General features: G+C 67.6%; 17 protein-coding genes and 1 pseudogene. 15 read left to right on the top strand and 3 right to left on the bottom strand.

Features of this window, described 5'->3' with window-relative positions; genetic code table 11:
* Positions 1-41: 41 nt before the first annotated feature.
* Entirely contained in the window at positions 42-1163 is a 1122-nt protein-coding gene (locus tag AB4Y67_RS05215; RefSeq protein WP_441404728.1) for an ABC transporter permease, read from the bottom strand.
* 186 nt (positions 1164-1349) lie between these two features.
* Between AB4Y67_RS05215 and AB4Y67_RS05210 the strand changes: the two genes are divergently transcribed.
* From AB4Y67_RS05210 to AB4Y67_RS05185, 6 genes and pseudogenes are all read left to right on the top strand, one after another.
* Complete coding sequence (locus AB4Y67_RS05210; protein WP_441404727.1) at positions 1350-2693, top strand: histidine kinase; 1344 nt, start codon at positions 1350-1352, stop codon at positions 2691-2693.
* A complete protein-coding gene (locus tag AB4Y67_RS05205) occupies positions 2690-3346 on the top strand; it encodes a response regulator (RefSeq protein ID WP_441404726.1) in 657 nt (218 codons plus the stop codon). Before AB4Y67_RS05210 ends, AB4Y67_RS05205 begins: the two co-directional genes overlap by 4 nt.
* A 115-nt stretch (positions 3347-3461) precedes the next feature.
* Positions 3462-5471, top strand: a complete 2010-nt coding sequence (locus AB4Y67_RS05200; RefSeq protein ID WP_441404725.1) for a penicillin-binding transpeptidase domain-containing protein — start codon at positions 3462-3464, stop codon at positions 5469-5471.
* Between the two features lie 50 nt (positions 5472-5521).
* The gene (locus AB4Y67_RS05195) at positions 5522-7204 is read left to right on the top strand and encodes an ABC-F family ATP-binding cassette domain-containing protein (RefSeq protein WP_441404724.1); all 1683 of its coding nucleotides are present in this window, start codon (positions 5522-5524) and stop codon (positions 7202-7204) included.
* 185 nt (positions 7205-7389) lie between these two features.
* Positions 7390-8088: pseudogene (locus AB4Y67_RS05190) on the top strand (DeoR/GlpR family DNA-binding transcription regulator); the annotation flags it as partial.
* On the top strand, positions 8034-9347 hold the full coding sequence (locus tag AB4Y67_RS05185) for an MFS transporter (protein ID WP_441404723.1): 1314 nt from the start codon (positions 8034-8036) through the stop codon (positions 9345-9347). The pseudogene AB4Y67_RS05190 and the gene AB4Y67_RS05185, both read left to right, overlap by 55 nt.
* Here the strand turns inward: AB4Y67_RS05185 and AB4Y67_RS05180 are convergent.
* The gene (locus tag AB4Y67_RS05180) at positions 9283-9996 is read right to left on the bottom strand and encodes a phosphatase PAP2 family protein (RefSeq protein WP_441404722.1); all 714 of its coding nucleotides are present in this window, start codon (positions 9994-9996) and stop codon (positions 9283-9285) included. The genes AB4Y67_RS05185 and AB4Y67_RS05180 overlap by 65 nt on opposite strands.
* 120 nt (positions 9997-10116) lie before the next feature.
* Here AB4Y67_RS05180 and AB4Y67_RS05175 point away from each other — a divergent pair, with 120 nt between their 5' ends.
* The 9 genes from AB4Y67_RS05175 to AB4Y67_RS05135 all read left to right on the top strand — a co-directional run bounded on the left by AB4Y67_RS05175 (position 10117) and on the right by AB4Y67_RS05135 (position 21272).
* Positions 10117-11613: a bifunctional phosphatase PAP2/diacylglycerol kinase family protein gene (locus AB4Y67_RS05175; protein WP_441404721.1), complete on the top strand. Its 1497-nt coding sequence runs from the start codon at positions 10117-10119 to the stop codon at positions 11611-11613.
* A 130-nt stretch (positions 11614-11743) separates the two neighbouring features.
* Positions 11744-12688, top strand: coding sequence for an ABC transporter ATP-binding protein (locus AB4Y67_RS05170; RefSeq protein WP_441404720.1), 945 nt, complete (start codon positions 11744-11746; stop codon positions 12686-12688).
* A 2-nt stretch (positions 12689-12690) separates the two neighbouring features.
* Positions 12691-13572: an ABC transporter permease gene (locus tag AB4Y67_RS05165; RefSeq protein ID WP_441404719.1), complete on the top strand. Its 882-nt coding sequence runs from the start codon at positions 12691-12693 to the stop codon at positions 13570-13572.
* Between the two features lie 31 nt (positions 13573-13603).
* Complete coding sequence (locus tag AB4Y67_RS05160) at positions 13604-14929, top strand: sensor histidine kinase (protein ID WP_441404718.1); 1326 nt, start codon at positions 13604-13606, stop codon at positions 14927-14929.
* Positions 14926-15681, top strand: a complete 756-nt coding sequence (locus tag AB4Y67_RS05155; protein ID WP_441404717.1) for a response regulator — start codon at positions 14926-14928, stop codon at positions 15679-15681. The genes AB4Y67_RS05160 and AB4Y67_RS05155 overlap by 4 nt, the downstream gene beginning before the upstream one ends.
* 265 nt (positions 15682-15946) lie before the next feature.
* Complete coding sequence (locus AB4Y67_RS05150) at positions 15947-17374, top strand: amino acid permease (protein ID WP_441404716.1); 1428 nt, start codon at positions 15947-15949, stop codon at positions 17372-17374.
* Between the two features lie 209 nt (positions 17375-17583).
* Positions 17584-18492: an intradiol ring-cleavage dioxygenase gene (locus AB4Y67_RS05145; RefSeq protein ID WP_441404715.1), complete on the top strand. Its 909-nt coding sequence runs from the start codon at positions 17584-17586 to the stop codon at positions 18490-18492.
* Between the two features lie 39 nt (positions 18493-18531).
* The gene (locus AB4Y67_RS05140; RefSeq protein ID WP_441404714.1) at positions 18532-19842 is read left to right on the top strand and encodes a M18 family aminopeptidase; all 1311 of its coding nucleotides are present in this window, start codon (positions 18532-18534) and stop codon (positions 19840-19842) included.
* Between the two features lie 446 nt (positions 19843-20288).
* Positions 20289-21272: a glycosyltransferase gene (locus AB4Y67_RS05135; RefSeq protein ID WP_441404713.1), complete on the top strand. Its 984-nt coding sequence runs from the start codon at positions 20289-20291 to the stop codon at positions 21270-21272.
* A gap of 255 nt (positions 21273-21527) precedes the next feature.
* On the opposite strand, the gene AB4Y67_RS05130 is transcribed toward AB4Y67_RS05135, so the two are convergent.
* Positions 21528-24236: a LuxR C-terminal-related transcriptional regulator gene (locus tag AB4Y67_RS05130; protein WP_441404712.1), complete on the bottom strand. Its 2709-nt coding sequence runs from the start codon at positions 24234-24236 to the stop codon at positions 21528-21530.
* Between the last annotated feature and the right edge of the window lie 138 nt (positions 24237-24374).

The raw sequence follows: 24374 nt of genomic DNA, 5'->3' as shown, positions 1-24374 counted from the left end.
GTGTATGCCTTTCCAGGAATGTTGATGGGGTGTGCAGGGCGCTAGTTGCCGCCGAGGGCCAGGAGCGGATCCACCCGGGTGATGCTCCGCACCGCCAGGGCAGCCCCGGCGAGGCCCAGGATGACGATGCCCCCGACCGGCAGGAGCGTGGTCTGCGGGGTCAGCAGGAACGGCACGGCGCTGCCGGCGAGGGCGCCGCCGGCCATGCCGGCAGCGCCCCCGGCCAGCGCCCCGGCGAGGAGCACGATCGCCGCCTGCACCATGGCGTCCTTGAGGATGTATCCGGAGGAGCCGCCCAGGGCTTTCAGGACGGCGACGTCCCGCGTGCGCTGTACGGTCCATACCGTCAGGAAGGCCACGATGACCAGGGCCGAGATCCCGTACAGGAATGCCTGCATCAGCAACAGGGAGCCATTTTCGCTCTTGTAGGACCCGAGGGCCTGAAACGACCCGTCCCGGGTGGTGCTGACCGTCCCTGCGGCCGCGTTGGCGGCGTCGTCGTCGAGCGTGTGCCCGCCGTCGGAGGTCACCGCGATGACGGTGGCGGCGGCGTCGTTCCCGCTGATATGCGCCAGCGTCCGCCAGTCGCCGAGTGTGGTCCAGACGACGCCGGTATGGGAATGCCACTGGTCCGGGACGACGCCGGACACCGTCAGTTCGGTTCCGCCGACGGTGGCGCGGCTGCCGGTGTGCAGGCCGAGGTCCTCGGCGAGGCTGGCGCCGATCACCACCGTTCCTTCGGCCACGGGACGGGGCGCCAGGCCGGCCGCACCGGACCCGTCGGTGGCGTCGGTCCTGTCGGTTCCGAAGACTGCCACGCTGGCCGTCCCGGAGGGGGTTCCGTCGGGGCCAACCGCCTGGAAACGGCTTTGGCTGATGCCGAGCAGTTCTGCGTGCGCGACACCGTCGCGGGCTGCCCACTCCGACAGCTGACCGCGGGTGACCTCGGACTCGGTGAACGATGCCTTGGCGGTGTCCCCGGCGGGAGCCCCGAAGACGATCTGGTCCGCCGGCAGCGCGGCGAGGGCCGACGTCGACTGGTTGCCCAGACCGGCGGTGAGTCCGGAGAGCAGCACCAGCAGCAGGGTGATGAGCGCGACGACACCGCCCATCAAAAGGAAACGTCCTTTGGCGAAGCGGAGGTCGCGGAGAGCGAGATACATAAGAGTCCTTTTCAACGGGTTGTGGCCTTGCCTCAAGCCTTCCGCCGCGGTGCGGGGCAGGCATCGGCCGCATGACCGGGACTTCCGGGTGGAGTGGTTGACGGGCGGGTCAATCAAATGGTTGATAGTGGCGCCGCAGCGGGGATTTCCGGCGGTGCCGGCCCGGCCCGGCACTACGCTGAAGGCATGGAGGACAAGGCTCACAGCGCGCCGGCGGAGGCCGCCCCGGGCGGCACGAGGAATGCTGCCGTGATCTTGCGCGTCCTCCGGGTGTGCCTCCACAGCGGCTTCGCCGTGCTCCTGCTCGTCGCTGTTGCGCGGCTGGCAGGCCCGGGACTCCGGGGCGCGGACTGGCTCAGCCTGGGACTTGCGCTGGTGCTCGCCGCTGTCTACCTGCTGGGCACCGTCCTGGAGAAACGCCACTCCACGGATCCATCCCACTTCGATCCCCGGCCGTACTCGCCGCTGTGGCTGGGGGCCGTCTGCCTGCTCTGGCTGCTGTTGATCTGGACCAGCGCCGACTTCGTGTGGCTGGCGTTCCCGATCTTCTTCCTGCAGCTGCACATATTGCCGCTGCGGCTGGCGCTGCCGGCGATCACGCTGAGCACGGTGCTGGTCATCGTTGCCCTGTGGTTCCACAACACCGGAGCGGACGGGGGTGCCCTGCAGCTGCCCATGGTGCTGGGGCCGGCATTCGGGGCAGCCTTTGCCGTGATCACGGGGCTGGCGTACCGGGCGCTCTATCTGGAAGCCGAAAGCCAGCGGCTCGCGGCCGAGGAACTTCGCCGCACCCGCGCCGAACTTGCCCGCAGCCAGCACGACGCCGGGACGCTCGCCGAGCGGGCCAGGCTGGCACGCGAGATCCACGACACGCTGGCCCAGGGCTTCTCCAGCATCGTGCTGATGGGCCGTTCGGCGGAGAAAGCGCTCGACGACGGGGATACCGCCACGGCCCGCCACCGGCTCCGGACCGTCCAGGAGACCGCGTCGGCCAATCTGGCCGAGGCCCGCAGCTTCGTCCGCGGCCTGCAGCCCCCCGCCCTTTCGGAAAACGCAGAGAATCCGGAGGGCACCTCACCGGAGGATCCGCTGGTGAACAGCCTGCGCCGGCTCTGTGAAAAGACCGAAACCGAAGCAGCCGCCCGCGGCGCCCGGCTGCACTGCCGCTTCGACCTGGAGGGGATCCCGGTGGAACTGCCCAACCCGTACCGGACCACCCTGCTGCGGGCCGCGCAGGCAAGCCTCGCCAACGTGTGGGTGCACGCCAAGGCGGACACCGCCGTCGTAACCCTGTCCTTCCTCGGCAGCGAAGTGGCGATGGATATTTTTGACGACGGCGCGGGGTTCCATCCCGCGGCGGTCACGGCCCCTGCCGGCCGCCCCGACGGCTCGGGATACGGGCTCAAGTCGCTCCAGGAGCGGGTGACGGCGCTGGCCGGCAGCCTGGACATCGAATCCGCACCCGGCGAGGGAACGGTAGTGGCTATCCGGCTCCCGCTCGGGGATCCAGCGGCAAGGAACGACCCGTGAACGACATCCGCGTGCTCCTGGTCGATGACCACCCGGTGGTCCGGGCCGGACTGCAGGCCATGCTGGGCGACTTCGAGGGCATCACGGTTGCCGCCGAGGCGTCCGACGGCGGCGCGGCGATCGCCGAGCTCTCCCGGCTCCATGCCCTCGGCGAGCCGGCCGACGTCGTGCTTATGGACCTGCAGATGGGCGCCGGCATGGACGGCGTCACGGCGACAGGCAGGATCAAGGCCGGCGAGGCCGGACAGCCCGCCCCGCCGGTGCTCATCCTCACCACCTATGATTCCGACGCAGACATCCTCGCCGCGGTCGAAGCCGGGGCCAGCGGCTACATGCTCAAGGACGCGCCGCCGGAACAGATCCGCCAGGCGGTGCTCTCCGCCGCGGCAGGCCAGACCGCGCTGGCCCCGGAGGTGGCCGCCCGTCTAATGGGCCGGATCCGCAATCCGCAACCGGCCCTGTCCGCCCGCGAGATTCAGTTGCTGGAGCTGCTCGCCACCGGCCTGGGGAACCGGGCCATCGCCAAACAGCTGTTCATCTCCGAGGCGACGGTGAAGACCCACCTCGTGCATATCTACGGCAAGCTCGGGGTGGACAACCGCACCGCCGCCATCTCCGTGGCGACGCAGCGCAGGATCATCCGGCGCTTCTGAGCGGCCTCCCTGACCCGGGCCGCAGCGCTCCTTCCCGGTCACCCGGTGCCAGCCGTGCAGCCTGCTGAACAATTGTGACAACGGAATTGTCCGGTGGCCGGTGCATAATGGCGCGATGGGGAACTCATCAAAACTTTCACTTGCCCTGGTTGGGCTCATAATCGGCGGCTCGTTGGTGGGCTGCTCCGACGGCCGCGCCGGCGCGCAGGACGCGGCGAAGCAACTGGCGTCCGCTGTCGCGGCGGTCGACGTCGGCTCCGTCGCGTTCGAAGGCAAGGACTCCGGGGCGGCCAACGAGCAGCTCAAAGAGGTCTTCAAGGCACTGGACCCGGTCAAGCCAGGGGTCGAAAGCGGCGAACTGACACTGGAGAAGGACACCGCCACCGTCCCGCTGAACTACAGCTGGAAGATCGGCTCCGGCGAGTGGAAATACACCACCTACGCCGAGCTGAAGAAGTCCGGCGACAAGTGGCTGACCGTCTGGAACCCGGCGACGCTGGTTCCCGGGCTGGCCGCGGGTGAAATCCTTGGCACCTCGTCCCAGTCCCCGCAACGGGCGGAGATCCTGGGTGCCGGTGGCGCCAAGCTTGTCACCTACCGGCCCGTCGTGAACGTCGGCATCGACAAACCGCTCCTGGCTGCCGCCGACCCGGCGGCGTCCGCCACGCAGCTCGCCGGACTCGTGGGCGTGGACCCCGCGGCCTACGCCCAGCAGGTCCAGGCGGCCGGTCCTGAGGCTTTTGTCACCGCCATCACGCTGCGCGAGGACGGCAGGACCATCTCCGACAACCAGATCGGCGAGATTCCCGGCGCCCGCGCCATCCGCGACTTCCTCCCCCTGGCCCCCACCCGCACCTTCGCCCGCGCCCTGCTGGGCACCGCGGCCGAGGCCAACGCCGAACAGATCGAGAAATCCGGCGGAGCGCTGAGGGCCGGGGTCACAACGGGCAGCGGCGGGCTCCAGCAGCAATACGATGCGAAGCTGCGCGGCAGCGACGGAACCCAGGTCTTCGCCGAAAAGGCCGGCCTCACCGCCGAGGAACGCCAGGCCCTGCTCAACGGCGGACGCCGGGTCCTCTTCCAGGTTGAGATGAAGGTCGGAACTCCGCTGCAGACCACCCTGGATCCCAACCTCCAGCAGCTGGCCGAGAACATTCTCGCCAAGGTCGGCCCGGCCTCGGCCATCGTCGCGCTCCGGCCCTCCAGCGGCGCCGTCCTCGCCGCCGCCTCGGGCCCGGGCAGCAACGGCTACGACACTGCGCTGCTGGGCCAGTACGCCCCCGGTTCCATCTTCAAGATCGTGGACTCCCTGGCCATGATCCGCAACGGCATGACCCCGGATTCCACGGTGGACTGCCCCGCAACCCTGACCGTCGACGGCCGTACCTTCAAGAACGCCGAAGGCTACCCGGCCTCCTCGCTGGGCTCCGTGACGCTGCGCGATGCCTTCGCGCACTCCTGCAACACCGCCTTCATCAACGCACGGGACAAGGTCAGCCAGGCCCAGCTGGAATCCGCTGCCACGTCCCTGGGTGTCGCCGTGGAGGCCCCCGCCCTGGGGGCCGGCGCTTTCCTCGGTTCGGTTCCGGGCGACGCGTCAGGGACCGAGCACGCCGCCTCGATGATCGGCCAGGGAAAGGTGCTTATGTCCCCGCTGGCCGCCGCCATCATGGCCGGTTCCGTCGCCAAAGGCTCACCTGTGGCGCCGCAGCTTGTCCTGAACCCCGGGGCCGATGAGGGGGCAGCCACCGGCGCCGCAGCCACCCCGTCGGCGGGTTCGACGGCGTCGGCTGCCGCATCAGCCGGTTCGCCGTCGTCGGCCTCCCCCGCCCCGGCGGCGACCTCCGGCACGCCGGTCACCGCAGCGGAGGCCGCCGCCCTGGCGGACATGATGCGCGCGGTGGTGACCTCCGGCCACACCGGATTCCTTGCCTCCGTTCCGGGCGCCCCGGTGGCCGCGAAGACGGGAACGGCCGAGTTCGGTTCCGACAACCCGCCCAAGACGCACGCCTGGATCGTGGCCGTGCACGGGGACCTGGCGGTCGCCGTGTTCGTCGAGGAAGGCGGGCTCGGCGCCACCGTGTCCGGGCCGCTGCTCAAGGAATTCCTCACCGCTGCAGGCTGACACCACCCCGCACCCACGGCCGGGCGGCCCGGCCGTGGGAGGATGGAAGTGTGGCTCATATTGACGTTTCCAATATTGATTACTTCCTCTCCGACGGCACCCAGCTGCTTAACGGCGTGACCTTTAAGGTCCCGGACGGCTCCAAAACGGCACTGATTGGGCCCAACGGAACCGGCAAGACAACGCTGTTCAGGATCATTTCGGGCGACCTCATAGCGGACGAAGGAGTGATCGGGCGCTCCGGCAACATGGGCATCATGCGCCAGTTCGTCGGCCAGGTCCGGGACGAGTCCACGGTCCGTGACCTCCTCGTTTCCGCCGCCCCGCCCGCCCTCGCCGCCGCCGCCCGCGCCGTGGACGAGGCGGAACTGGCCATGATGGAGCACGACGACGAGCCCACCCAGATGAAGTACGCGCAGGCGATCGTCGACTGGGGCGACGCTGGCGGCTACGACGTCGAGACCGTGTGGGACGAGGTCTGCATGGCCGCCCTGGGCCTGCCCTTCGACCGCGCGCAGCACCGTCCGGCGTCGAGCCTCTCCGGCGGCGAGCAGAAGCGCCTGGTGCTCGAGGCGCTGTTCGCCGGCCCCGACCAGCTCCTGCTCCTCGACGAGCCGGACAACTACCTCGACGTGCCGGGCAAACGCTGGCTTGAGTCGAAGCTGAACGAGTCGAAGAAGACCGTGTTCTTCATCAGCCACGACCGCGAGCTGCTCAACAACGCCGCAGGCCGCATCGTTACCCTCGAGCCGGGCATCAACGGCGCCGGCGCCTGGATCCACGGCGGCGGCTTCGGCACCTACGTGGATGCCCGGGCGGACCGCAACGCCCGCTTTGAGGAGCTGCGCAAGCGCTGGGACGAGGAGCACGTGAAGCTCAAGGAACTCGTCAACATGTACAAGAACAAGGCCGCGTTCCGCTCCGACATGGCCAACCGGTACCACGCGGCGCAGACCCGGCTCGCGAAGTTCCTCGAGGCCGGCCCGCCCGAGGCGCTGCCGATCGAGCAGAACGTGCAGATGCGGCTCAAGGGCGGCCGCACCGCCAAGCGCGCCGTCGTCGCCGAAAAGCTGGAGCTCACCGGGCTGATGAAGCCGTTCTCGACCGAGGTCTGGTTCGGGGACCGGGTCGGGGTGCTCGGCTCCAACGGCTCCGGCAAGAGCCATTTCCTGCGGCTGCTCGCCACCGGCGGCACCGACCCGGAACGGGAGCACCTGCCGGTGTCCGACGTCGAGATCGCCGAGGTGCCGCACGAGGGCACCGTGAAACTCGGCGCCCGCATCCGGCCCGGCTTCTTCGCCCAGACCCATGTCCGGCCCGATCTTCTCGGCAAGACCCTGCTGGAAATCCTGCACCGGGGCGACGAACACCGCTCCGGGCTGGGACGCGAGGCTGCGGCCGGCGCCCTGGACGGGTACGGTTTGGCCTCGCAGTCGGAGCAGAAGTACGAATCCCTCTCCGGCGGCCAGCAGGCCCGGTTCCAGATCCTGCTCCTTCAGCTCTCCGGCGCCACTTTGCTGCTGCTCGACGAGCCCACGGACAACCTCGACCTGCATTCGGCCGAGGCGCTGGAACGGGCCATCGACCACTTCGAAGGAACGGTCCTGGCCGTCACACACGACCGCTGGTTCGCCCGGACCTTCGACCGTTTCCTGGTCTTCGGCTCAGACGGCAAGGTCTACGAATCGGCCGAGCCGGTCTGGGACGAGAAGCGCGTGGAGCGCGCCCGCTAGGCCGTCCCTCCCTCACATCCGGCACGTTTGACGCCGACGCTCCCTCACCTAGTGAGGGAGCGTTGGCGTTTTTCGTGCGAAATGTGAGGGAGCGTCGGGCCGTTCGCTTGCTTGGTCCCGGTGCTGCCCAGGGGTTTGATGCGCAGCGAAATGATCAAATGAGCATCCTGCGTTAGCATTTGTTCATGAGTACTGAAGAGCGCCACCGCCGCATCGGTGAGCTGCTGCGTCACCGGGAGCACGTGACGGTCGAAGAGCTCATGACCGAATGTGGTGCCTCGGGTGCCACGATCCGGCGTGACCTGGACGTACTGGCGCTCCACGGCGTTCTCCGCCGCGTCCACGGCGGCGCCCGGAGCCTGATGCTGCGGGGCGGGAATCCCGAGTACGGCCAGCGCGAACTCGAGGACCATGCCGTCAAGGTTCGGATTGCAGCCGGCGTCGCCGCGCTGCTCAAGGACCGCTCCCATGTCTGGCTGGACAGCGGCACCACGGCCACCGAGGTCGCCCGCCAGTTGCGGCAACGGGAAATGACCCTGATGCCGATGTCGCTGCAGGCCGTCAACGCGATTGCTGACGGCGGCGCGGCTGCCGGCCGGCGTCCCGAACTGCTGTTGCCGGGCGGGACCCTGACCCCCGGGGAACTGTCCTTCCGCGGGCCCATGACGGAATCCAACATCCGCTCGCTGCGGTTTGATACGGCTGTCGTGACGCCCTGCGCGCTCGACCTCCGGGACGGACTGTTGGCCCACGACCTTGACGATGCGGCCGTCAAACGTGCCGGCCTGGAATCCGCGGGCAGGGTGATCGTGGCCTGCTCCGCAGGCAAATGGAACGCCAGCGCCGTTGCGCTTGTCGCCTCCTTGGCCGCCGTGGACGTCCTCGTCACGGACAAGCACCTGAGTCCCGAAGAACTTGCCCAGCTCGCCCAACACTCGGTGGAAGTAGTGATCGTATGACCAAGACGGCAACCCGCCCGCAACTTAATGCCGCCGCCGCGGCGACCTTCCTGATTTTCGGAATCAACGGGCTCGTGTTCGCCAGTTGGGCCGCCCGGATCCCTGCCGTGACGGAGATCCTGCATATCTCCTCGGGGCAGATGGGTACCTTGCTGCTGTGCGTGGCGGGGGGTTCTTTGATAGCCCTGCCCACCGCCGGCCACGTGGTGGGCCGCATCGGGACGGCGAATGCCGTCCGGGGCGCAGGCCTGGTCGCCGCCGTGGCCGGCGTCGGTGTGGCGCTGGCGCTGCTGGCGGAGTCCGTCCCCGGGACCGGCGTCGCACTGTTCTTCTTCGGCATGGGGATCGGGCTCTGGGACGTGTCCCAGAATATTGAGGGCGCTGACGTGGAACACAAACTCGGGCGCACCATCATGCCGCAGTTCCATGCCGCATTCAGCGGCGGCGCGTTCCTTGGCGCCCTGATCGGCGCGGGCCTGGCGGGACTCGGCGTCGGGCTCCCGGCGCACCTGCTGGTGATCGCCGGCATCGTTGCCGTTCTGACCTTTGTCGCGCCGCGCTACTTCCTGCCGCACGCCCCGGCCCCCGCTCCCGCGGCTGGGGAATCGAAGGAAGCCAAGGGCCGCTCGGCCTGGACGGACGGACGCACGCTGCTAATCGGCGTCGTGGTGCTGGGTGCGACGCTCACCGAAGGTGCCGGCAACGACTGGATCGCCAAGGCCGCGGTGGACGGGCTGGACGCCACGGAGTCCACCGGCGCGCTGCTGTTTGCCGCCTTTGTGCTGGCAATGACCGCAGTGCGCTTTTTTGGCGGCCGGGCAATCGACGCCTACGGCCGGGTGGCTGTGCTGCGCACCAGCATGGCCGCCGCGGCCGCAGGGCTGGGGCTCTTCGTCCTGGCCGATGACCTCTGGGTGGCCACGGCCGGCGCGGTGCTCTGGGGAGCAGGGGCCGCCCTCGCTTTCCCGATGGGGATGTCGGCGGCAGCCGATGACCCGAAGTACGCGGCCGCGCGCGTGTCGGTGGTCTCCACGATCGGATACATCGCATTCCTGGCCGGCCCGCCGCTGCTGGGCTACCTCGGTGACCTGATCGGAATCCGGCTGGCGCTGCTGGCCATCATGATTCCGATTCTGGGTGCGCTGCTGCTCGCCGGCGCCGCGAAGCCCTTGCACGCCAGGTAAGCAGCCGCCGGGCGTCTGCATTCTCCTGGATGCATATGTTCTGGAAGTACAGCCAGAGCAGGAGCACCACCGGAACGGCAAGACATACACTGCCAACCGTGTCCATCAGCCAGTGCGCGGACAGGTACGTGCGGCTGATCATCATTACGAGCACGCCAAGTCCGGCAAGGACCCATACCCAGGCGCGCCCCACGAGCAGGGCCACCACCACCAGGAACGCCGCGGTGCTGGCCACATGCCCCGAGGGGAAGGACCCGGTGTCGGTCAGGACAATCGTGTTCTCCGGCCGGTCCCGGAGAATCCCGGCCTTGAGGATCTGCGTAAAAACCAGGACGGCGACGCCGGCGGCAGCAGCGAAGATGGCAGTCTGCGGGCGTCTCCGCAGCAGCAGCGCCACGACCAGCAGCCCGTGGACCACCAGGACACCCCGGTAGCCGGCCACGTTGAGGAAACCGTTGATTCCGTCCCAGAACGGGCTGCGCAGCGAAGTGATCCAGCGGGACCAGCCTTCGTCCACGCCCTGGAAGGGAGGCAGCCTCACGTCCGCCACCAGAAGGCCCCCCAAGACCACGCCCAGAGTGAGCAGTACGGTGCTGGCCGCGAGCACGCGGCCCGTTGACAATCGCTGAGGGTCCAGCACTCGGGTCATTGCCCCATCCTAGCCAACAGGGCCGGCCGGGCCCTGCCGGAACCCGCCGCCGCACCATTCCCCGACTCCCCCTCCCTCAGTTGACTGCGTACCTGCCCGCGCCGGCAGTAAAGTGGTCGGATGCGTAGCATTCTGAGGAAGGCGCCGGGCCGATTCGAGAGACTCGACCGGAAGCTGGTGCGCGCCGTGTCCGGCCTCCCGGCGGGCAGCCACGACGAGTTCTTCCGGCAGCTGTCCGCCGCGGCGAACAATGGCAAGCTCTGGATCGGCATCGCGGCCGCCCTGGCACTCTTCCCCGGGAGGACGCGGCGGGCCGCCCTCCACGGGCTGCTGGCGCAGGCCGTGGCCTCCGCCGTCACGAACCTCGGCTTCAAGACCCTGCTGCCGCGGGCACGCCCGCTGCCGGAGCACCTTCCTGCGTTCAGGTTCGTCCATCCCCAGCCCACCAGCTCCTCCATGCCCTCGGGGCACTCCGCTTCTGCCGTGGCGTTCGCCCTCGGTGTCGGGCTCGTGCGGCCTGCCCTCGGCGCCGCCTTGGCCCCGCTCGCGGCGGGCGTCGCCTACTCCCGGGTCCACACGGGAGCGCACTGGCCTTCGGATGTCTTCTTCGGATCGGCGATCGGGGCGGGGGCGGCCATGGCGACCCGCAGGTGGTGGCCTGTGCGGCCGCCCTTCCCCGAGGTCCGGCGGACCCCCGTGGAAGCCGCAGAGCTGCCAGAGGGCGAAGGTCTGGCCATTGTGGTCAACACCCTCGGCGGCTCCTACGCCGAGGAAACGACCGACGCCCTCCAAAAAATATTCCCCAAGGCGTATATAAAGGAGGTCGGCCAGGACGGGGACCTGGTCGCCGAAATCTCCCGGGTCGCCACGAGGCCCGGTGTCGTGGCCCTGGGCGTCTGGGGAGGCGACGGCACAGTCGGCACCGCCGCTGCGACCGCCGTCGAGCACTCCCTCCCGCTCCTGGTCCTGCCGGGCGGGACCCTGAACCACTTCGCCCGGGATGCCGGAACCCCCAGCCTCACGGCCGCTGTTGCCGCCGCGACCCGCGGCGAAGCCGCACGGGCGGATCTTGGCCTGGTGGCCGTGGAGCGCGGACTCCCCGACAGCCCCGAGGTATTGCATCTGACCATGCTCAACACGGCAAGCATCGGCCTCTATCCGAACCTGGTGCGCCGGCGCGAACTGCTGCAGCCATCGCTGGGCAAACCCGTGGCCGGTGTGATCGCGATGTTCCGGACCTTTGCCGCCGGGACACCCACCACCCTGATCGTCGACGGGGTGCGGCACAAACTCTGGATCCTCTACGTTGGCCGCGGAAGGTACTACCCCCGCGACCATGCCCCGCTGGTCCGGCCCGTCCTGGACGACGGTGTCTTCGACCTCCGGCTGATCACGGCGGATGAATCCTTCGCCCGGCTCCGGCTGCTCTGGTCCGTGCTGACCGGAACCGTTGCCACCTCCCGGATCACCCACCTCAGCGAAAGAAGCAGTATCCGCGTGGAACCGGGGGATACCACCATGGTCCTGGCGGTGGACGGCGAGGTCATGCCCGGGGTCCGCAGCGTTGAGTTCTCCGTTCTGCCGGGCGCGCTGACGTATTACTCGCCGGCATCCTGACTGCCTGCGCCGTCATCCTCCCGGACTACCCTGATTCGACCCTGAATCATCCCTGAGACCGGCGAATTCCGCCTTCCACCTCGGTAGCGTGGTGTGTACACACCCCACTGCTAGGTAAAGGAACGCTTCCATGATCGAAGCACGAGGCCTGACCAAGGTTTACGGCGAAAAGACCGCCGTCGCCGGAGTCAACTTCACTGTCGAAGCCGGCCGGGTCACCGGCTTCCTGGGCCCGAACGGGGCCGGCAAGTCCACGACCATGCGCATGATCATGGGACTGGACCGGCCGACGTCGGGAACCGTCACCGTCAACGGCGCACCGTTCGCCCGGCACGCGGCGCCGCTGCGCGACGTCGGCGCGCTGCTCGACGCCAAGGCCGTCCACACCAGCCGCTCGGCATACAACCACCTCCTGGCCATGGCCGCCACGCACAGCATTCCCAAGAAGCGCGTGCACGAAGTCATCGAGATGACCGGCCTGGCCGATGTGGCCAGGAAAAAGGTCGGCGGCTTCTCGCTCGGCATGGGCCAGCGGCTCGGGATCGCCGCGGCGCTGCTCGGCGACCCGCAGACCGTCATCCTGGACGAGCCCGTTAACGGCCTGGACCCGGAAGGCGTCGTCTGGGTCCGCAACCTCGTCAAGTATCTGGCCTCCGAGGGGCGCACGGTGTTCCTCTCCAGCCACCTGATGAGCGAGATGGCCGTGACCGCGGACCACCTGATTGTGATCGGCCGCGGCAGGATCATCGCCGATGCGCCGATCCAGGACATCATCAACGGCAAGGGCCGGATCCGCACCCGCGTCCGCACCGACCAGCCGGACCAGCTGATGCACCTGCTCGCCGGCGACGGCGTGTCCGTGGAGCTCCAGGAGCACGAACTGCTCGAGGTCACCGGCCTGGATCCGCGCCAGATCGCCCGCGCTGCCCTGGACAGCCACGTCATGCTCTACGAACTCACCCCGCTCCAGGCCAGCCTCGAGGAGGCCTACATGGAACTGACCAAGGATGAGGTCGAATACCACTCGCTGATCACCACGGGCGCTGCCGCCCCCGCCCAGACCGGAGGCAACTAGCCATGAGCTCCACCACCCTCGAACCCTCCCGCCGCGGCGCCCACGCCGGCACCCCTGCCGGCGACAGCCTCAGCACCGGCCCGGGACCCAGCTTCCTGCGGGTGCTGAACTCGGAATTCATCAAGTTCCGCACCCTTCTGTCCACGCTGATTCTGCTCGGCTGCACCGTCCTGGTCGTTGTGGGCTTCGGAGCCCTCTCGGCCTGGGGCACGGGACAGTTCGCCGAAGCCGCGGCATCCGACCCGCAGGCCGCCGCCGCGTTCGCCGCGCAGGGCGGGGACCTCGCCGTCGGCGTCCCCACGTCCGGCATCGCGTTCGCCCAGCTGATCCTGGGATCCCTGGGCGTGCTGCTGATGAGTTCCGAGTTCACCACGGGCATGGCCCGCTCCACCTTCGCGGCCGTCCCCAAGCGGATTCCGGCGTTCGCCGCCAAGCTGCTCGTGGTCATGGTGACGGCGTTTGTCCTCACCGCGGCCTCCGTGTACCTGGCCGGCCTTGTGTCGCTGCCGATTCTGGACAACTACAACCTGAACCTGGACCTGGCCAGCTCGCAGTCGGTGAAAATGCTGCTGGTCAACAGCCTCTACGTCGCCGCCGTTGCCGCCATCGGCATGGCCCTGGGCTCACTGATCCGCAACTCCGCTGGCGGCATCATGAGCCTGGTCGGGCTGTTCTTCGTGGCACCGATCGCCTTCCAGCTGATCCCCGGCGACTTCTTCGTCGAGGCCCGCAAGTACCTGCCCGGGAACACTGTCGAACCGATGACGGCCGTGCAGCACGTTCCGGACACGCTGGAGGCCTGGCAGGCCGCCCTCGTGCTGGGCGCCTGGGTCGTTATTCCGGTGGTCCTGGCCGCCGTGCTGCTGAAGAAGCGGGACGTCTAAGCCCATCGGGACCACCGTCTAGGCTCAGAGCATGACCGATGCAGTTGAAGTGAAGGACGCGCCAGCCGGCCAGGCTGACGCGTCCTTCGCTGAAATCACCGCCCGGCACCGGGGCCGGATCCGGCGCTACCTGTTCCAGCACCCGCGTGCCATGGATGCCGTCGTCGTGGCCATCTACTTGCTGCTGGTCACCCCCACCGCGGCGGAATCAATGCGCGACGGCGTCTGGCTGGTCGCCGTGCTGCTCGCGGCGGCCGCGGCGGCGCTGTCGTTCCGGCGGAGCCATCCCGTGCCCGTGGTGGCCGTGGTGACGCTGCTCGAGGTGGGCGTGACGCTGCTTCACCCGTGGGGCTCCAACATCTCTGCCGGGTTGTGGTTTGCGCTCTACGCCGTAGCGGTGGTGCGCAGCCGGCGTTTCGCGCTGGTGACCCTGGCCGCAGCTACGGCTCCGCTGCTGTTTCTGTATCTCCAGCTGGCTGTTGGTCCGCTGGATGGCCGGCTGCCGGACATGGGAGTGAGCACGCCCGAGAACTTTCAGCTCATCAGCAGCATTGCGGCCGCCGTGAGCATCACCCTCACCAACGTCATTGCCACCGGGATTGGTATTTCGGTCCGTCAGCGGCGCGAGCATGAGCATGAGATTGCCGCCTGGGCCGCGAGGGCCGCCCAACTCGGGTCGGTCACGGAGCGCAACCGAATCGCCCGGGAAATGCACGACATCGTGTCACATTCACTGACGGTGATGGTCAGCCTTTCGGACGGGGCCGCCGTCGTGGTCAAGAAGGATCCGGTGCGGGCGGCGGAAGTCCTCGGGGAACTCTCCCGCACCGGCCGCACTGCGCTGGCGGACATGCGGCGCGTCCTCGGCGTGCTGCGCGACGACGCGGCCCCCGGCCAAGCCCCCCGGGAACCGCTCGTGGCCGGGGACAATCTGGGGAAACTGCTGGAAGGCTTCCGCGCCGCGGGGTTGCCGCTGCATTACACCCACACCGGACCATCGCTGCCGGACGACGCCGCGTTCCAGCTGACGGTCTACCGGATACTGCAGGAGTCGCTGACCAACGTGCTGCGCTACGGACGTTCCCTGGGCCGGGTGGATGTGGCCGTTGCCCGGGAAGGGTCCACAGTCACCATCGACGTCGTCGACGACGGCAGGGGCTCCGTAGACACGGGCGGATCAGCGGCGCCGGTGCGGGATTCCTCCGGGTCCGTGGGCTCCGGCCGGGGCCTGGCCGGCATGCTGGAGCGGGCCCGGATCTACGCGGGAACCGTCGAGGCCGGACGCAGCTCCGACCGCGGCTGGCGCGTCCACGCCGTCCTGCACTGGAACGGCAACAACGAAAGCGAGGGCACATGAGTCATTCGGAACCGCTGAGCGGGACCGGTCCGGTCCGTATCCTGCTGGTGGATGACCAGCCGCTGCTGAGGATGGGCTTCCGCCTGATCCTGGAGGGCGAGGATGATCTGGAGATTGTGGGCGAGGCGTCCGACGGCGCCGAGGCAGTGCGCCAGGTCCGGCTCCTCGCGCCCGACGTCGTCCTGATGGATGTGCGGATGCCGGTGCTCGACGGGATCGAGGCCACGCGCGCCCTCACCGCCTCCGGTGCCCGGGCAAAGGTCATTATCCTGACCACCTTTGACCTCGACGAATACGCTTTCGCCGGGCTCCAGGCCGGCGCCTCGGCCTTCCTGCTCAAAGATGTGGCGCCTGCCGAACTGATCAGCGCCGTCAGGGTGGTGGCGAGCGGCGACGCGGTGGTGGCACCCCGGATCACCCGCCGGCTGCTGGAAACGTACGTCCGGAGCGGCCGCGCAGGGGCAGCACCCGGCGGCGCCACGGGCCAGGGATCGCCCGCCTCGTCCGGCGGGGCCCGGCCGGCAGGGGATCCGCTGCTGGAGGACCTGACCCCGCGCGAAACCGAGATGCTTGGAGCGATGGCCGAGGGGCTCTCCAACGCCGAGATCGCGCACCGCTACTTCCTCTCCGAAGCCACCGTGAAGACACACGTGCGCCGGATCCTCAACAAACTGCACCTGCGCGACCGGGTCCAGGCCGTGGTGTACGCATACGAGACCGGCCTGGTGGTGCCCAGCAATCCGGACTACTGATTCGAGGGCCGGCGAGGCCGGCTTGCCAGGGCGGGGAGCCTGAAAGAGTGGTTTCAGGCACATTGCCGAATTGCCTATGAGGCAACTTTTCTTGTCTCATGGGCCCTGTTCCTGGAGTTGTGCCCGGATAGCCCGTCCGTCATTTGTGGGATTGCACAGAACGGGGGCTTCCCGGCCCGGTCTAGTGTGAAACGTCAATGTGGTCCGCCGCACAACTTTTCCACGATCCACCGCGGGCCGAACAATCCACGAAGGACGGCGCTTCATGCAGGCTGACCCACAGCTCTCCAAATCCCTGAAACCCCGGCATCTGTCCATGATCGCCATCGCCGGCGTGATTGGCGCCGGACTGTTCGTCGGCTCCGGCGCGGCGATCCAGCAGGCGGGCCCGGGCATCCTGGTCGCGTACACGGCGGCGGGACTCGTCGTCATCCTGGTCATGCGGATGCTGGGTGAGATGGCCGCGGCCAACCCGGAAACAGGATCGTTCTCGACCTACGCGGACAAGGCCCTGGGCCGCTGGGCGGGGTTCAGCATCGGCTGGCTGTACGCCTGGTTCTGGATCATCGTGCTGGGCATCGAGGCCACCGCGGGGGCGGCGATCATGCACCGCTGGGTTCCGGGGATCGACCAATGGGTCTGGGCGTTGCTCCTGATGGTGCTGCTGACCCTGACCAACCTGGGCTCGGTGAAGTCCTTCGGCGAGTTCGAGTTCTGGTTCGCCTCCATCAAGGTCGCGGCGATCGTGCTGTTCCTGCTCTTCGGCGTTGCCGCAATCCTGGGCTTCATCCCGGGCGTTCCTGCCCCCGGCGTGAGCAACCTGCTGGAAAACGGCGGCTTTATGCCCAACGGTCCGGGCGCGGTACTGGCGGGCATCCTCGTAGTTGTCTTCTCCTTCTTCGGCGCCGAGATCGCCACCATCGCCGCCGGTGAATCCGAGAACCCCGTTGACGCTGTCAAGAAGGCCGTGAAATCGACCGTCTGGCGCATCCTCGTCTTCTACATCGGCTCCATCGCGATCGTGGTCACCCTCCTGCCCTGGAACTCTGCTTCCGTGGCCAAGAGCCCGTACGTTGCCGTGATTGAGCTCTACGGCATCCCCGGCGCCGGCACCATCATGGACATCGTGGTGCTGACCTCCGTGCTGTCCTGCCTCAACTCGGGCCTGTACACCGCCAGCCGGATGCTGTTCTCGCTCTCCCGCCGCGGTGACGCGCCGAAGTCCTGGATGCGGATCTCCAAGCGGGGCGTTCCGGCTGCCGCCGTTCTGGCCTCCACCGTGGTGGGCTTCATTACGGTCGGCCTGAACTACATCGCCCCGGACACTGTGTTCCTGTTCCTGGTAAACACCTCAGGGGCCATCGCCCTGTTCGTGTGGCTCGTGATCGCCAGCTCGCAACTGATTCTGCGCCGCCGCATGGGCGCCGCGGCCAAGGACCTCCAGCTCAAGATGTGGCTCTTTCCCTACCTGACCTGGGTGGCGATCGTCAGCATCGTCGCGCTGCTGGTCGGCATGGTGGTCCTGGATTCCACCCGCGAATCGCTGCTGCTCTCCCTGGCCCTCGCCGCCGTCGTCGTGGGTGTCGGCCTCTGGCGGTACCGCAAGAACGGGACCAAGACCGGGGCGCCCGCCGGGTCCCCCGCGGAAGCACCGGCCGAGGACGCCACGGTGGGTGCCGGACCGGCGTCGTAGCTTCCGGAGGCACCGGGCTCGTCCGCACCGCGGGACATGCCCATTCCTGCCGCGGAGCGTTGGACAGAATGCCACTATGTCCGTTCGACGCTCCCAGGGGAGGGCATGTCCCGCGACCGGCCGGCGGCTGGGACTGCTCCCGCTCCAACCACAGCGCCCTCACAGGAAGGCCCTAGCCGGGGCATAGTGCGCCGCGGTTACATGGACGCATGACCTCTACTCCGCAGCCGCCGCACGAACCGCACCCCAACCACGACCGCGGCCTCGAATTCGACCTCGCCACCCTCATGAGCCGCCGCTCGCTGGGCATGTTCCTTGGTGCCGGCACGGCCGCCGCCCTCGCCGCCTGCACCCCGGGCGGCTCGTCCACGGGCGCCGCGTCCGCGACGGCCGCGGCCACGGAGGGATCGACGCCGGCAGCATCCGGCAGCGCGGTGGCTACGGGCACACCCTCCGCCTCGCCCACGCTGACCCGCGCGATCGCCGAGTGCGGCGTGGAAATCCCCCAGGAGACCGCCGGCCCGTATCCTGGCGACGGCTCCAACGGCCCCAATGTGCTGGCGGCGTCGGGCGTGGTCCGGCAGGACATCACCTCCAGCTTCGGAACCTCCAGCACCACGGCCGACGGCGTGCCACTCACCGTCACCCTGACCCTGCTCGACAACGCCAATGGCTGCGCACCCCTGGCCGGGGCCGCCGTGTACGCCTGGCACTGCGACAAGGACGGCAAATACTCCATGTACGACGCCGGACTGAAGAACGAGAACTACCTCCGCGGCGTGCAGGAGGCCGACGCCAACGGCCAGGTCACCTTCCGGACGGTCTTCCCCGGCGCGTACAGCGGGCGCTGGCCGCACATCCACTTCGAGGTCTTCGAGTCCATGGACAATGCGACGGCGGCCGGGCAGGTCCTCGCGGTGTCCCAGATCGCGCTGACGGACGCCGCCTGCAAGGACGTCTACGCCTCGGCCGGGTATGAAGCCAGCGCCCGGAACTTCCCCCGGACCACGCTGAAGTCGGACAATGTGTTCCGCGACGACGGCGGCATCCACCAGCTCGCCACGATGACCGGATCGGTGCCCGGCGGGTACACGGCCGGACTCAACGTCACCGTGTAGGCACCGTACGGCCAGCGGCGCGGCGCTAGACTCGGAGCCATGCCTTCACAGCCCAGCGCCGCAGCCCACATCCAGGACCTCGGCGCGTACGTCGCCGCGTCGCCGTCGAGCTTCCATGCCGTCCACGAGGCCGCCCGCCGGCTCGACGGGGCAGGATTTACCGCCCTCGATGAACTGCAGCCCTGGGACACGGCCGACGGCGGCGGGAACTTCTACGTGATCCGCGACGGCGCGATCATCGCCTGGGTGACGCCGCCGTCGGCCGGTCCCACCACCGGTTTCCACATCCTGGGCGCCCACACGGATTCGCCGTCGTTCAAGCTCAAACCCAAACCCACCACCGGCAAGTTCGGCTGGCTGCAGGCCGGCGTCGAGGTGTACGGCGGTCCGCTGCTCAACTCCTGGCTGGACCGCGAACTGCAGCTCGCCGGGCGTCTGGTGATGCGGGACGGCACCCAGCACCTGACCGCCACGGGGCCGCTGCTGCGGTTCCCGCAGTTGGCCATCCACCTGGACCGCGCCGTGAACGAGGGGCTGGCCCTGGACAAGCAGCAGCACATGAACCCGGTTTACGGGCTCGGGGATCCGGCGGGCGAAGACCTGCTGGGGCTGCTGGCGGACCGGGTTGCGGGCGCGGACGTGGACGCAGCGCAGATCGGCGGCTACGACGTCGTCATCGCGGACACCCAGGCCCCCGCCGTGTTCGGCGCGAAGGGCGAGTTCTTCGCCTCCGGCCGGCTGGACAACCTTTCGGCCACCCATGCCGGGCTTGCCGCGCTGATCAACCATGCCGCCGGGCCCCTGCCGGCCGGGGCTCCGATCGCCGTGCTGGCCGCGTTCGACCACGAGGAGATCGGCTCGGCCTCCCGTTCCGGCGCGAGCGGACCCATCCTCGAGGACATGCTGGTGCGAATTTCCGACGGCCTGGGCGCCTCGGCGAGCCAGCGGCGGCAGGCGTTCGCGGCGTCGTTCTGTGTCTCCGCCGACGCCGGGCACTCCGTCCATCCCAACTACGCCGAGCGGCACGATCCGGCCAACCGGCCGGTGTTGAACGGCGGCCCGCTGCTGAAGATCAACGCCAACCAGCGCTACGCCACGGACGCCACCGGCGCCGCCCTCTGGGCGCGGCTGTGCGCGGACGCCGGCATCCCGTACCAGGAGTTCGTCTCCAACAACGTGATGCCCTGCGGCTCGACGATCGGGCCGCTCACCGCGACCCGGCTCGGCATCAGGACGGTCGACGTCGGCGTGCCCCTGCTCTCGATGCACTCCGCCCGTGAACTTTGCGGCGTAGAGGACCCCTACCGGCTCGCGAAGGTGACGGAAGTTTTCTTCCGCACGCGGGCGTAGGGCTCCGGGCTGTTTATCCGGACCACAAAGTTGGTGCGGATAGCCACATTGTCTCCCGACTTGCCTAGTGGATGAGGCCGGCCAAGCCTACGGTGGAAAAATACGGATGCCCCGTGGGCATGCGGCCCAATGGTTCCGGGCCGCATGGCGGAGAGACTTACCGTCTCACCACCCGCAGGACACCCGTAACAACTAGCTGAACGCGACAGCAGGTACCGGGAAGCCGGTGCCGCTGGCAGGAACAGGGGTGTGTAGACCCCGGGATCATGCCGCTGCGTGGTTGTGCCGCGACTGATGGAGCCGAAAATGAAGTCTGCGTTAGGATTTTTCTCCCGCACCCGGTTTTCGTCCGCCTGTTCTGGGACTGAAAGATCGTGACGGCCACATTGGGCGGACTGATCGCGCCAGGCAAGCGTGTCTTGTGGGTATCTTCAAGCGGTGGACACTTGGCCGAACTGAAGAAGATTGCCGACTTGTATCCGGATCCGGACCCAGAATCCATGTGGGTCACCTTTGACACCCCTCAGGCCCAGTCCATGCTCGCCGGCCACAATGTGCACTTCATTTCCCCCGTTGGAACCCGGGATGTGCTGGGCACCCTGCGCACGCTACTGACCGCATACAGAATTCTTCGAAGTGGGTCTTTCGACTACGTAGTGAGCACCGGAGCCGCAGTAGCCGTCTCCTTCTTGCCGGTTGCTTCCGCGATGGGGGTCCGAGCGCTTTATGTGGAGAGTTTGGCGAGAACACACGCGGCGTCCACCACGGGGCGGATCCTTGGCTTGTTTCCTGCCGTGCGGACCTACACTCAATATGAACGCTGGGCGAATGACCGGTGGAAATACGCAGGATCCGTGCTGGACAACTGGGAAGTCCGGTCTCGGGGCGGCGGGACCCCGGTCAAGAATGTGCTGATTAGCCTGGGCACCATCCAGCCGTATCGATTCGACCGGGCCGTCGATGCGATGAAGGCGATGCTTCCCGACGACTGTTCAGTGACCTGGCAGCTCGGGGCAACGTCACGTCATGACCTGCGCGGAGCGGCACACCGTGAATTGCCCTGGGTGGAGATGGGGCAACTCATTAGGGAGGCAGACGTGTTTGTTTGCCATGCCGGTGTGGGTTCTGTCCTGCAGGCGTTGGACAACGGCGCCGTTCCGGTTCTAGCCGTTCGGTCGGCGCACTACGGTGAGCATGTGGATGACCACCAGGAGCACTTTGCCCGGGAAATTCTTAGCAGGGGCCTCGGCAGGGCCCTTGAGTTGTCGGGCAGCGGAAACGGAGTGCTTGACGAAGTGGCCCAGTTRGAGCCGCACAAATCGGTCGGGAAGGGGGCCGCAACGGCGCTTCCGCCCGTGTCGGTTCGGGTGGGGGCGGACCAGCTGAGGAGTTTTTGGTCCCGTGGCCGAGGCAGCCAAGGAGAACCCTAGCGCAGGCACCCCAACATAATGGCGGGTCGCTGGACTCGAGGGCGGCAGGCAGGCCCACGAGAATGCTGGGGGTGGTTGTCCCGACGCTGCTCGATGAGGACGGGTCCACTTACCGGTCCGTTTGGTCCGAGAAGGGGAAGTCTGCGGGATTGTGCAGGTGGCCTCCACGAACATGGCGGGGCTGCGCCCCCATTCCGAGGACGCGGCTCAGCCCGCTCCGGCAGAACACTTAGATCGTGGACAACAGAGGGGTCGCTAAACAGCCAACGGGGACGCCTCGCGGGCCAACTCCGGTGATGGCGAGGTTCCCACGGCCGACACGAGGCACGTCAATTGGGAACGGGACTGGACCGCCAGCTTCCGATAAATCGCGGTGAGGCGCACCTCAACCGTTCTAACGGACACGAACAGCGTCGCGGCGATCTCCTTGTTGCGCCGGCCCCGGGCCACCAGCTGAACAAGTTCGCGCTCCTGGTCCGAGAGCAGCAGCAGGGCCGGGCTCTGGATCTCCGGAGTATTCCCCACGCCGTCGCCAAGCAACCTGGCGTCGAGATGTTGTGTCCAGGACGCGGCGCCCGACTCTTCGAAAAGCGCCTTTGACCTCAGAAGGGCGTTCTTGGCGTCCTTGTGCCTGCCGGAAGACTCCAGCCGCTCGGCGTAGCAAAGAAGCGTTCTGGCCCGCTCGAAGAGGGAATCGTCCTTCTGCCACGAATCCAGGGCCTGAACGAAGAGCTCCAGGGAGCGTTCCCCCTCCGCGACCAAGGCGCGGGAGCGGGACACGGCCATCAGCAGCCATCTGGATTTCAGGCCGGCTGACCTGTATTCCATCCTGGTGAGGGCACGGGTGGCCTCGCGCCGTTGACCTGACCTGACGAGCACTTCAACCAGGTCCGACTCGCAGCGCAAAAGGGCGGGGTTGCTGAAGTCCATGCCAATTTCGGCAGCCCTGGACAGTAGGGCACCCGCCTCTTCAAGATCGCCGCGCATCAGCGCAAAATGCCCCTGCCACGCGAACAATTGCGCTACCGTCCGCGGAGGCGCGTCGGCGCTGACAAACTTCTGGGCCTCTGCGAGACAAGCCTGAGCCTCCACCGTGTCACCGACTGAATGGGCCCGCCAGAGTAGGAAATTGTTGCGCATCCCGCGGTGATACTGCTGGCTGGAAGCAGAACGGGCAATCTCGTCGATGAGTGCAACGGCGGAACGGAAGTTTCCGGCGCGGATTTCGTTGTCGGCGGCGAAGTACCTTGCAGTCTCACTCCAGTTCCCATCCCTGGCCGCGCTCAAGTTCCGGACAAGGGAAAAGAGGTCGCGGGCTCCTTCGTAGTTCTCCGAATACGTCAGGACGCGCCCCGTGAGCAGCAGCGACGCGGGGGAACTGGTGGCGCCGCCGTCGGCAGTTCGCGAGATCCGGTCGACGCTCCCCTTGACGGCGTCAGCCAGAAGCCTTGCGCGCTGGTTCACGGCCACGGATTCGCCGGATGCTTCACCCAGGAATTGCTCCGCATGCTCCAACAGTTGCCCGGCGTCCTCGACCTGCCAACGTTCAGCCATGTGCAGGGCACCGACGGACAGCAGGCAGGCAGAGAGTCCCGGATCGTGATGCCCGAATTCCTTGATCAGCCGAATCATCATGCTCGGCCTCATGGAATTGCCCTTCATCAGTTCGATCTGGAAATCGAGCCCGGTGAGCCGAAGTGTCAGGGCCCGGTTTTTCGTGATCCGTTGGGCCCAGTCCAGATAGCGTTTCGCGTGGACGAATTCACCTCTGCTGAAGAACAGCTCCGCGACCGTGCCCAGCCTGGCAGCGGTCTCCGCCTCCGAGGGGTTGATGGCGAGGGCCCGCTCGATGTACTCGACCGCGGATGGCGTCTCCTCCGCCCGCACAAGCTCAACGGCATGCCGGAGCAGGCTGAAAGACGTGTCCCGGCGCATCGCCGGGGTGTAGCTCAGATGCCACGGCCACGCCTGGTGATCCGCGGTTTCGGCGGCCGCAGCCAACTCGCGGTGATGTGCGGTTCTTTCCGCCGGCTGCATAGCCGAGAAAATATGGGCCCGCAGCATTTGGTTCTGAATTCTGACATGCGATCCGGTTCGGACGGCGATTCCGGCGGAAACAATTTCATCCACGCCCGCCCATAGGTCCCCCGGCATTTCTTCCAGAAGGCTGGCGCTGCTCCGGGAAGAAAGGGAAAGGAGATCAACTGCCCGCCGCGCAAGCGGCGAAAGCCCCGAAATCGATGCCACCAGATCAGGCTCGAAGCTTCCATTCCAGTGCAAAGGGACGGGGAGGGCGCAATTCTCCTGGACTTGGCGCCTTATCAGCTCATCGTAGAGCTCAATCGATGCCAAAGGATTGCCGTGAGTGGCCGCGGCAATAGCATGGATAGCCGTCTGGCCGACCTGTCCAGATGTCGTGGATTCGAGCATTCTCACAGTGTCGCTATGGCTCAGATTCTCCAAGTGAATAGTGGCCATCCGGGCAAACGGACTGTCCGGCGACTCGCCGCGCATGCTGAGCATGAGCACAAGCCCCGTGCCCGCGAGACGGCGGGCCAGGAAGCCGAGAACAGTCTGGCTGGCAGAGTCCAGATCCTCAGCGTCGTCAATACCTACAACCGTCCGGTGCCCAGACCATTGCCGCAGGGCCGAGAGGAGCATCGTCGACAGGTCTGCGGCGTCGAGGTTTCCGCGCGGTGAGGATGCCACATAGTCGACCAGGGGCTCGAGTGCGGGGTCATCGATTCCGTGGAGCAACGCAGTCAGGCCGGAAAAACGCCAGGTGGATTCCGAAGGATTGGCCCGGAGGAGAACTGTTCGGTGCTCGTGCAATTTCGGAACCTCGGCCAGCAATGACGACTTGCCGCTGCCGTGTCCTCCCGTGACAATCAGGGCGGATTCCCTTGGACAACGAACTAGCGCACGAATCCGCGCAAGTTCCTTGTTGCGGCCAAACAAAACCATGACTGCCCCCATTCCACCCCGAGAGACCATTCAGCCGGGGTTTCCGATGAGAAGAACCAGGTCCCGAACTGACATAAATACCTCCGCACGCCAACGCTTGTTGCAAAACGAAGGCCCGGGTCACGCTCGGGGTTGGAG

The organism is Arthrobacter sp. YAF17 (assembly GCF_052113365.1).
Lineage (GTDB): Bacteria > Actinomycetota > Actinomycetes > Actinomycetales > Micrococcaceae > Arthrobacter.
Note: the sequence above shows the minus strand (reverse complement) of the source record. Positions and strands in the feature narration are given on the sequence as shown.

What these genes read in the sequence shown, in the direction of transcription:
- AB4Y67_RS05215 (WP_441404728.1), bottom strand. Translation starts at nt 1,163, where the DNA reads ATGTATCTCGCTCTCCGCGACCTCCGCTTCGCCAAAGGACGTTTCCTT.
- AB4Y67_RS05210 (WP_441404727.1), top strand. Translation starts at nt 1,350, where the DNA reads ATGGAGGACAAGGCTCACAGCGCGCCGGCGGAGGCCGCCCCGGGCGGC.
- AB4Y67_RS05200 (WP_441404725.1), top strand. Translation starts at nt 3,462, where the DNA reads ATGGGGAACTCATCAAAACTTTCACTTGCCCTGGTTGGGCTCATAATC.
- AB4Y67_RS05185 (WP_441404723.1), top strand. Translation starts at nt 8,034, where the DNA reads ATGGAACGCCAGCGCCGTTGCGCTTGTCGCCTCCTTGGCCGCCGTGGA.
- AB4Y67_RS05180 (WP_441404722.1), bottom strand. Translation starts at nt 9,996, where the DNA reads ATGACCCGAGTGCTGGACCCTCAGCGATTGTCAACGGGCCGCGTGCTC.
- AB4Y67_RS05175 (WP_441404721.1), top strand. Translation starts at nt 10,117, where the DNA reads ATGCGTAGCATTCTGAGGAAGGCGCCGGGCCGATTCGAGAGACTCGAC.
- AB4Y67_RS05170 (WP_441404720.1), top strand. Translation starts at nt 11,744, where the DNA reads ATGATCGAAGCACGAGGCCTGACCAAGGTTTACGGCGAAAAGACCGCC.
- AB4Y67_RS05165 (WP_441404719.1), top strand. Translation starts at nt 12,691, where the DNA reads ATGAGCTCCACCACCCTCGAACCCTCCCGCCGCGGCGCCCACGCCGGC.
- AB4Y67_RS05160 (WP_441404718.1), top strand. Translation starts at nt 13,604, where the DNA reads ATGACCGATGCAGTTGAAGTGAAGGACGCGCCAGCCGGCCAGGCTGAC.
- AB4Y67_RS05155 (WP_441404717.1), top strand. Translation starts at nt 14,926, where the DNA reads ATGAGTCATTCGGAACCGCTGAGCGGGACCGGTCCGGTCCGTATCCTG.
- AB4Y67_RS05150 (WP_441404716.1), top strand. Translation starts at nt 15,947, where the DNA reads ATGCAGGCTGACCCACAGCTCTCCAAATCCCTGAAACCCCGGCATCTG.
- AB4Y67_RS05145 (WP_441404715.1), top strand. Translation starts at nt 17,584, where the DNA reads ATGACCTCTACTCCGCAGCCGCCGCACGAACCGCACCCCAACCACGAC.
- AB4Y67_RS05140 (WP_441404714.1), top strand. Translation starts at nt 18,532, where the DNA reads ATGCCTTCACAGCCCAGCGCCGCAGCCCACATCCAGGACCTCGGCGCG.
- AB4Y67_RS05130 (WP_441404712.1), bottom strand. Translation starts at nt 24,236, where the DNA reads ATGGTTTTGTTTGGCCGCAACAAGGAACTTGCGCGGATTCGTGCGCTA.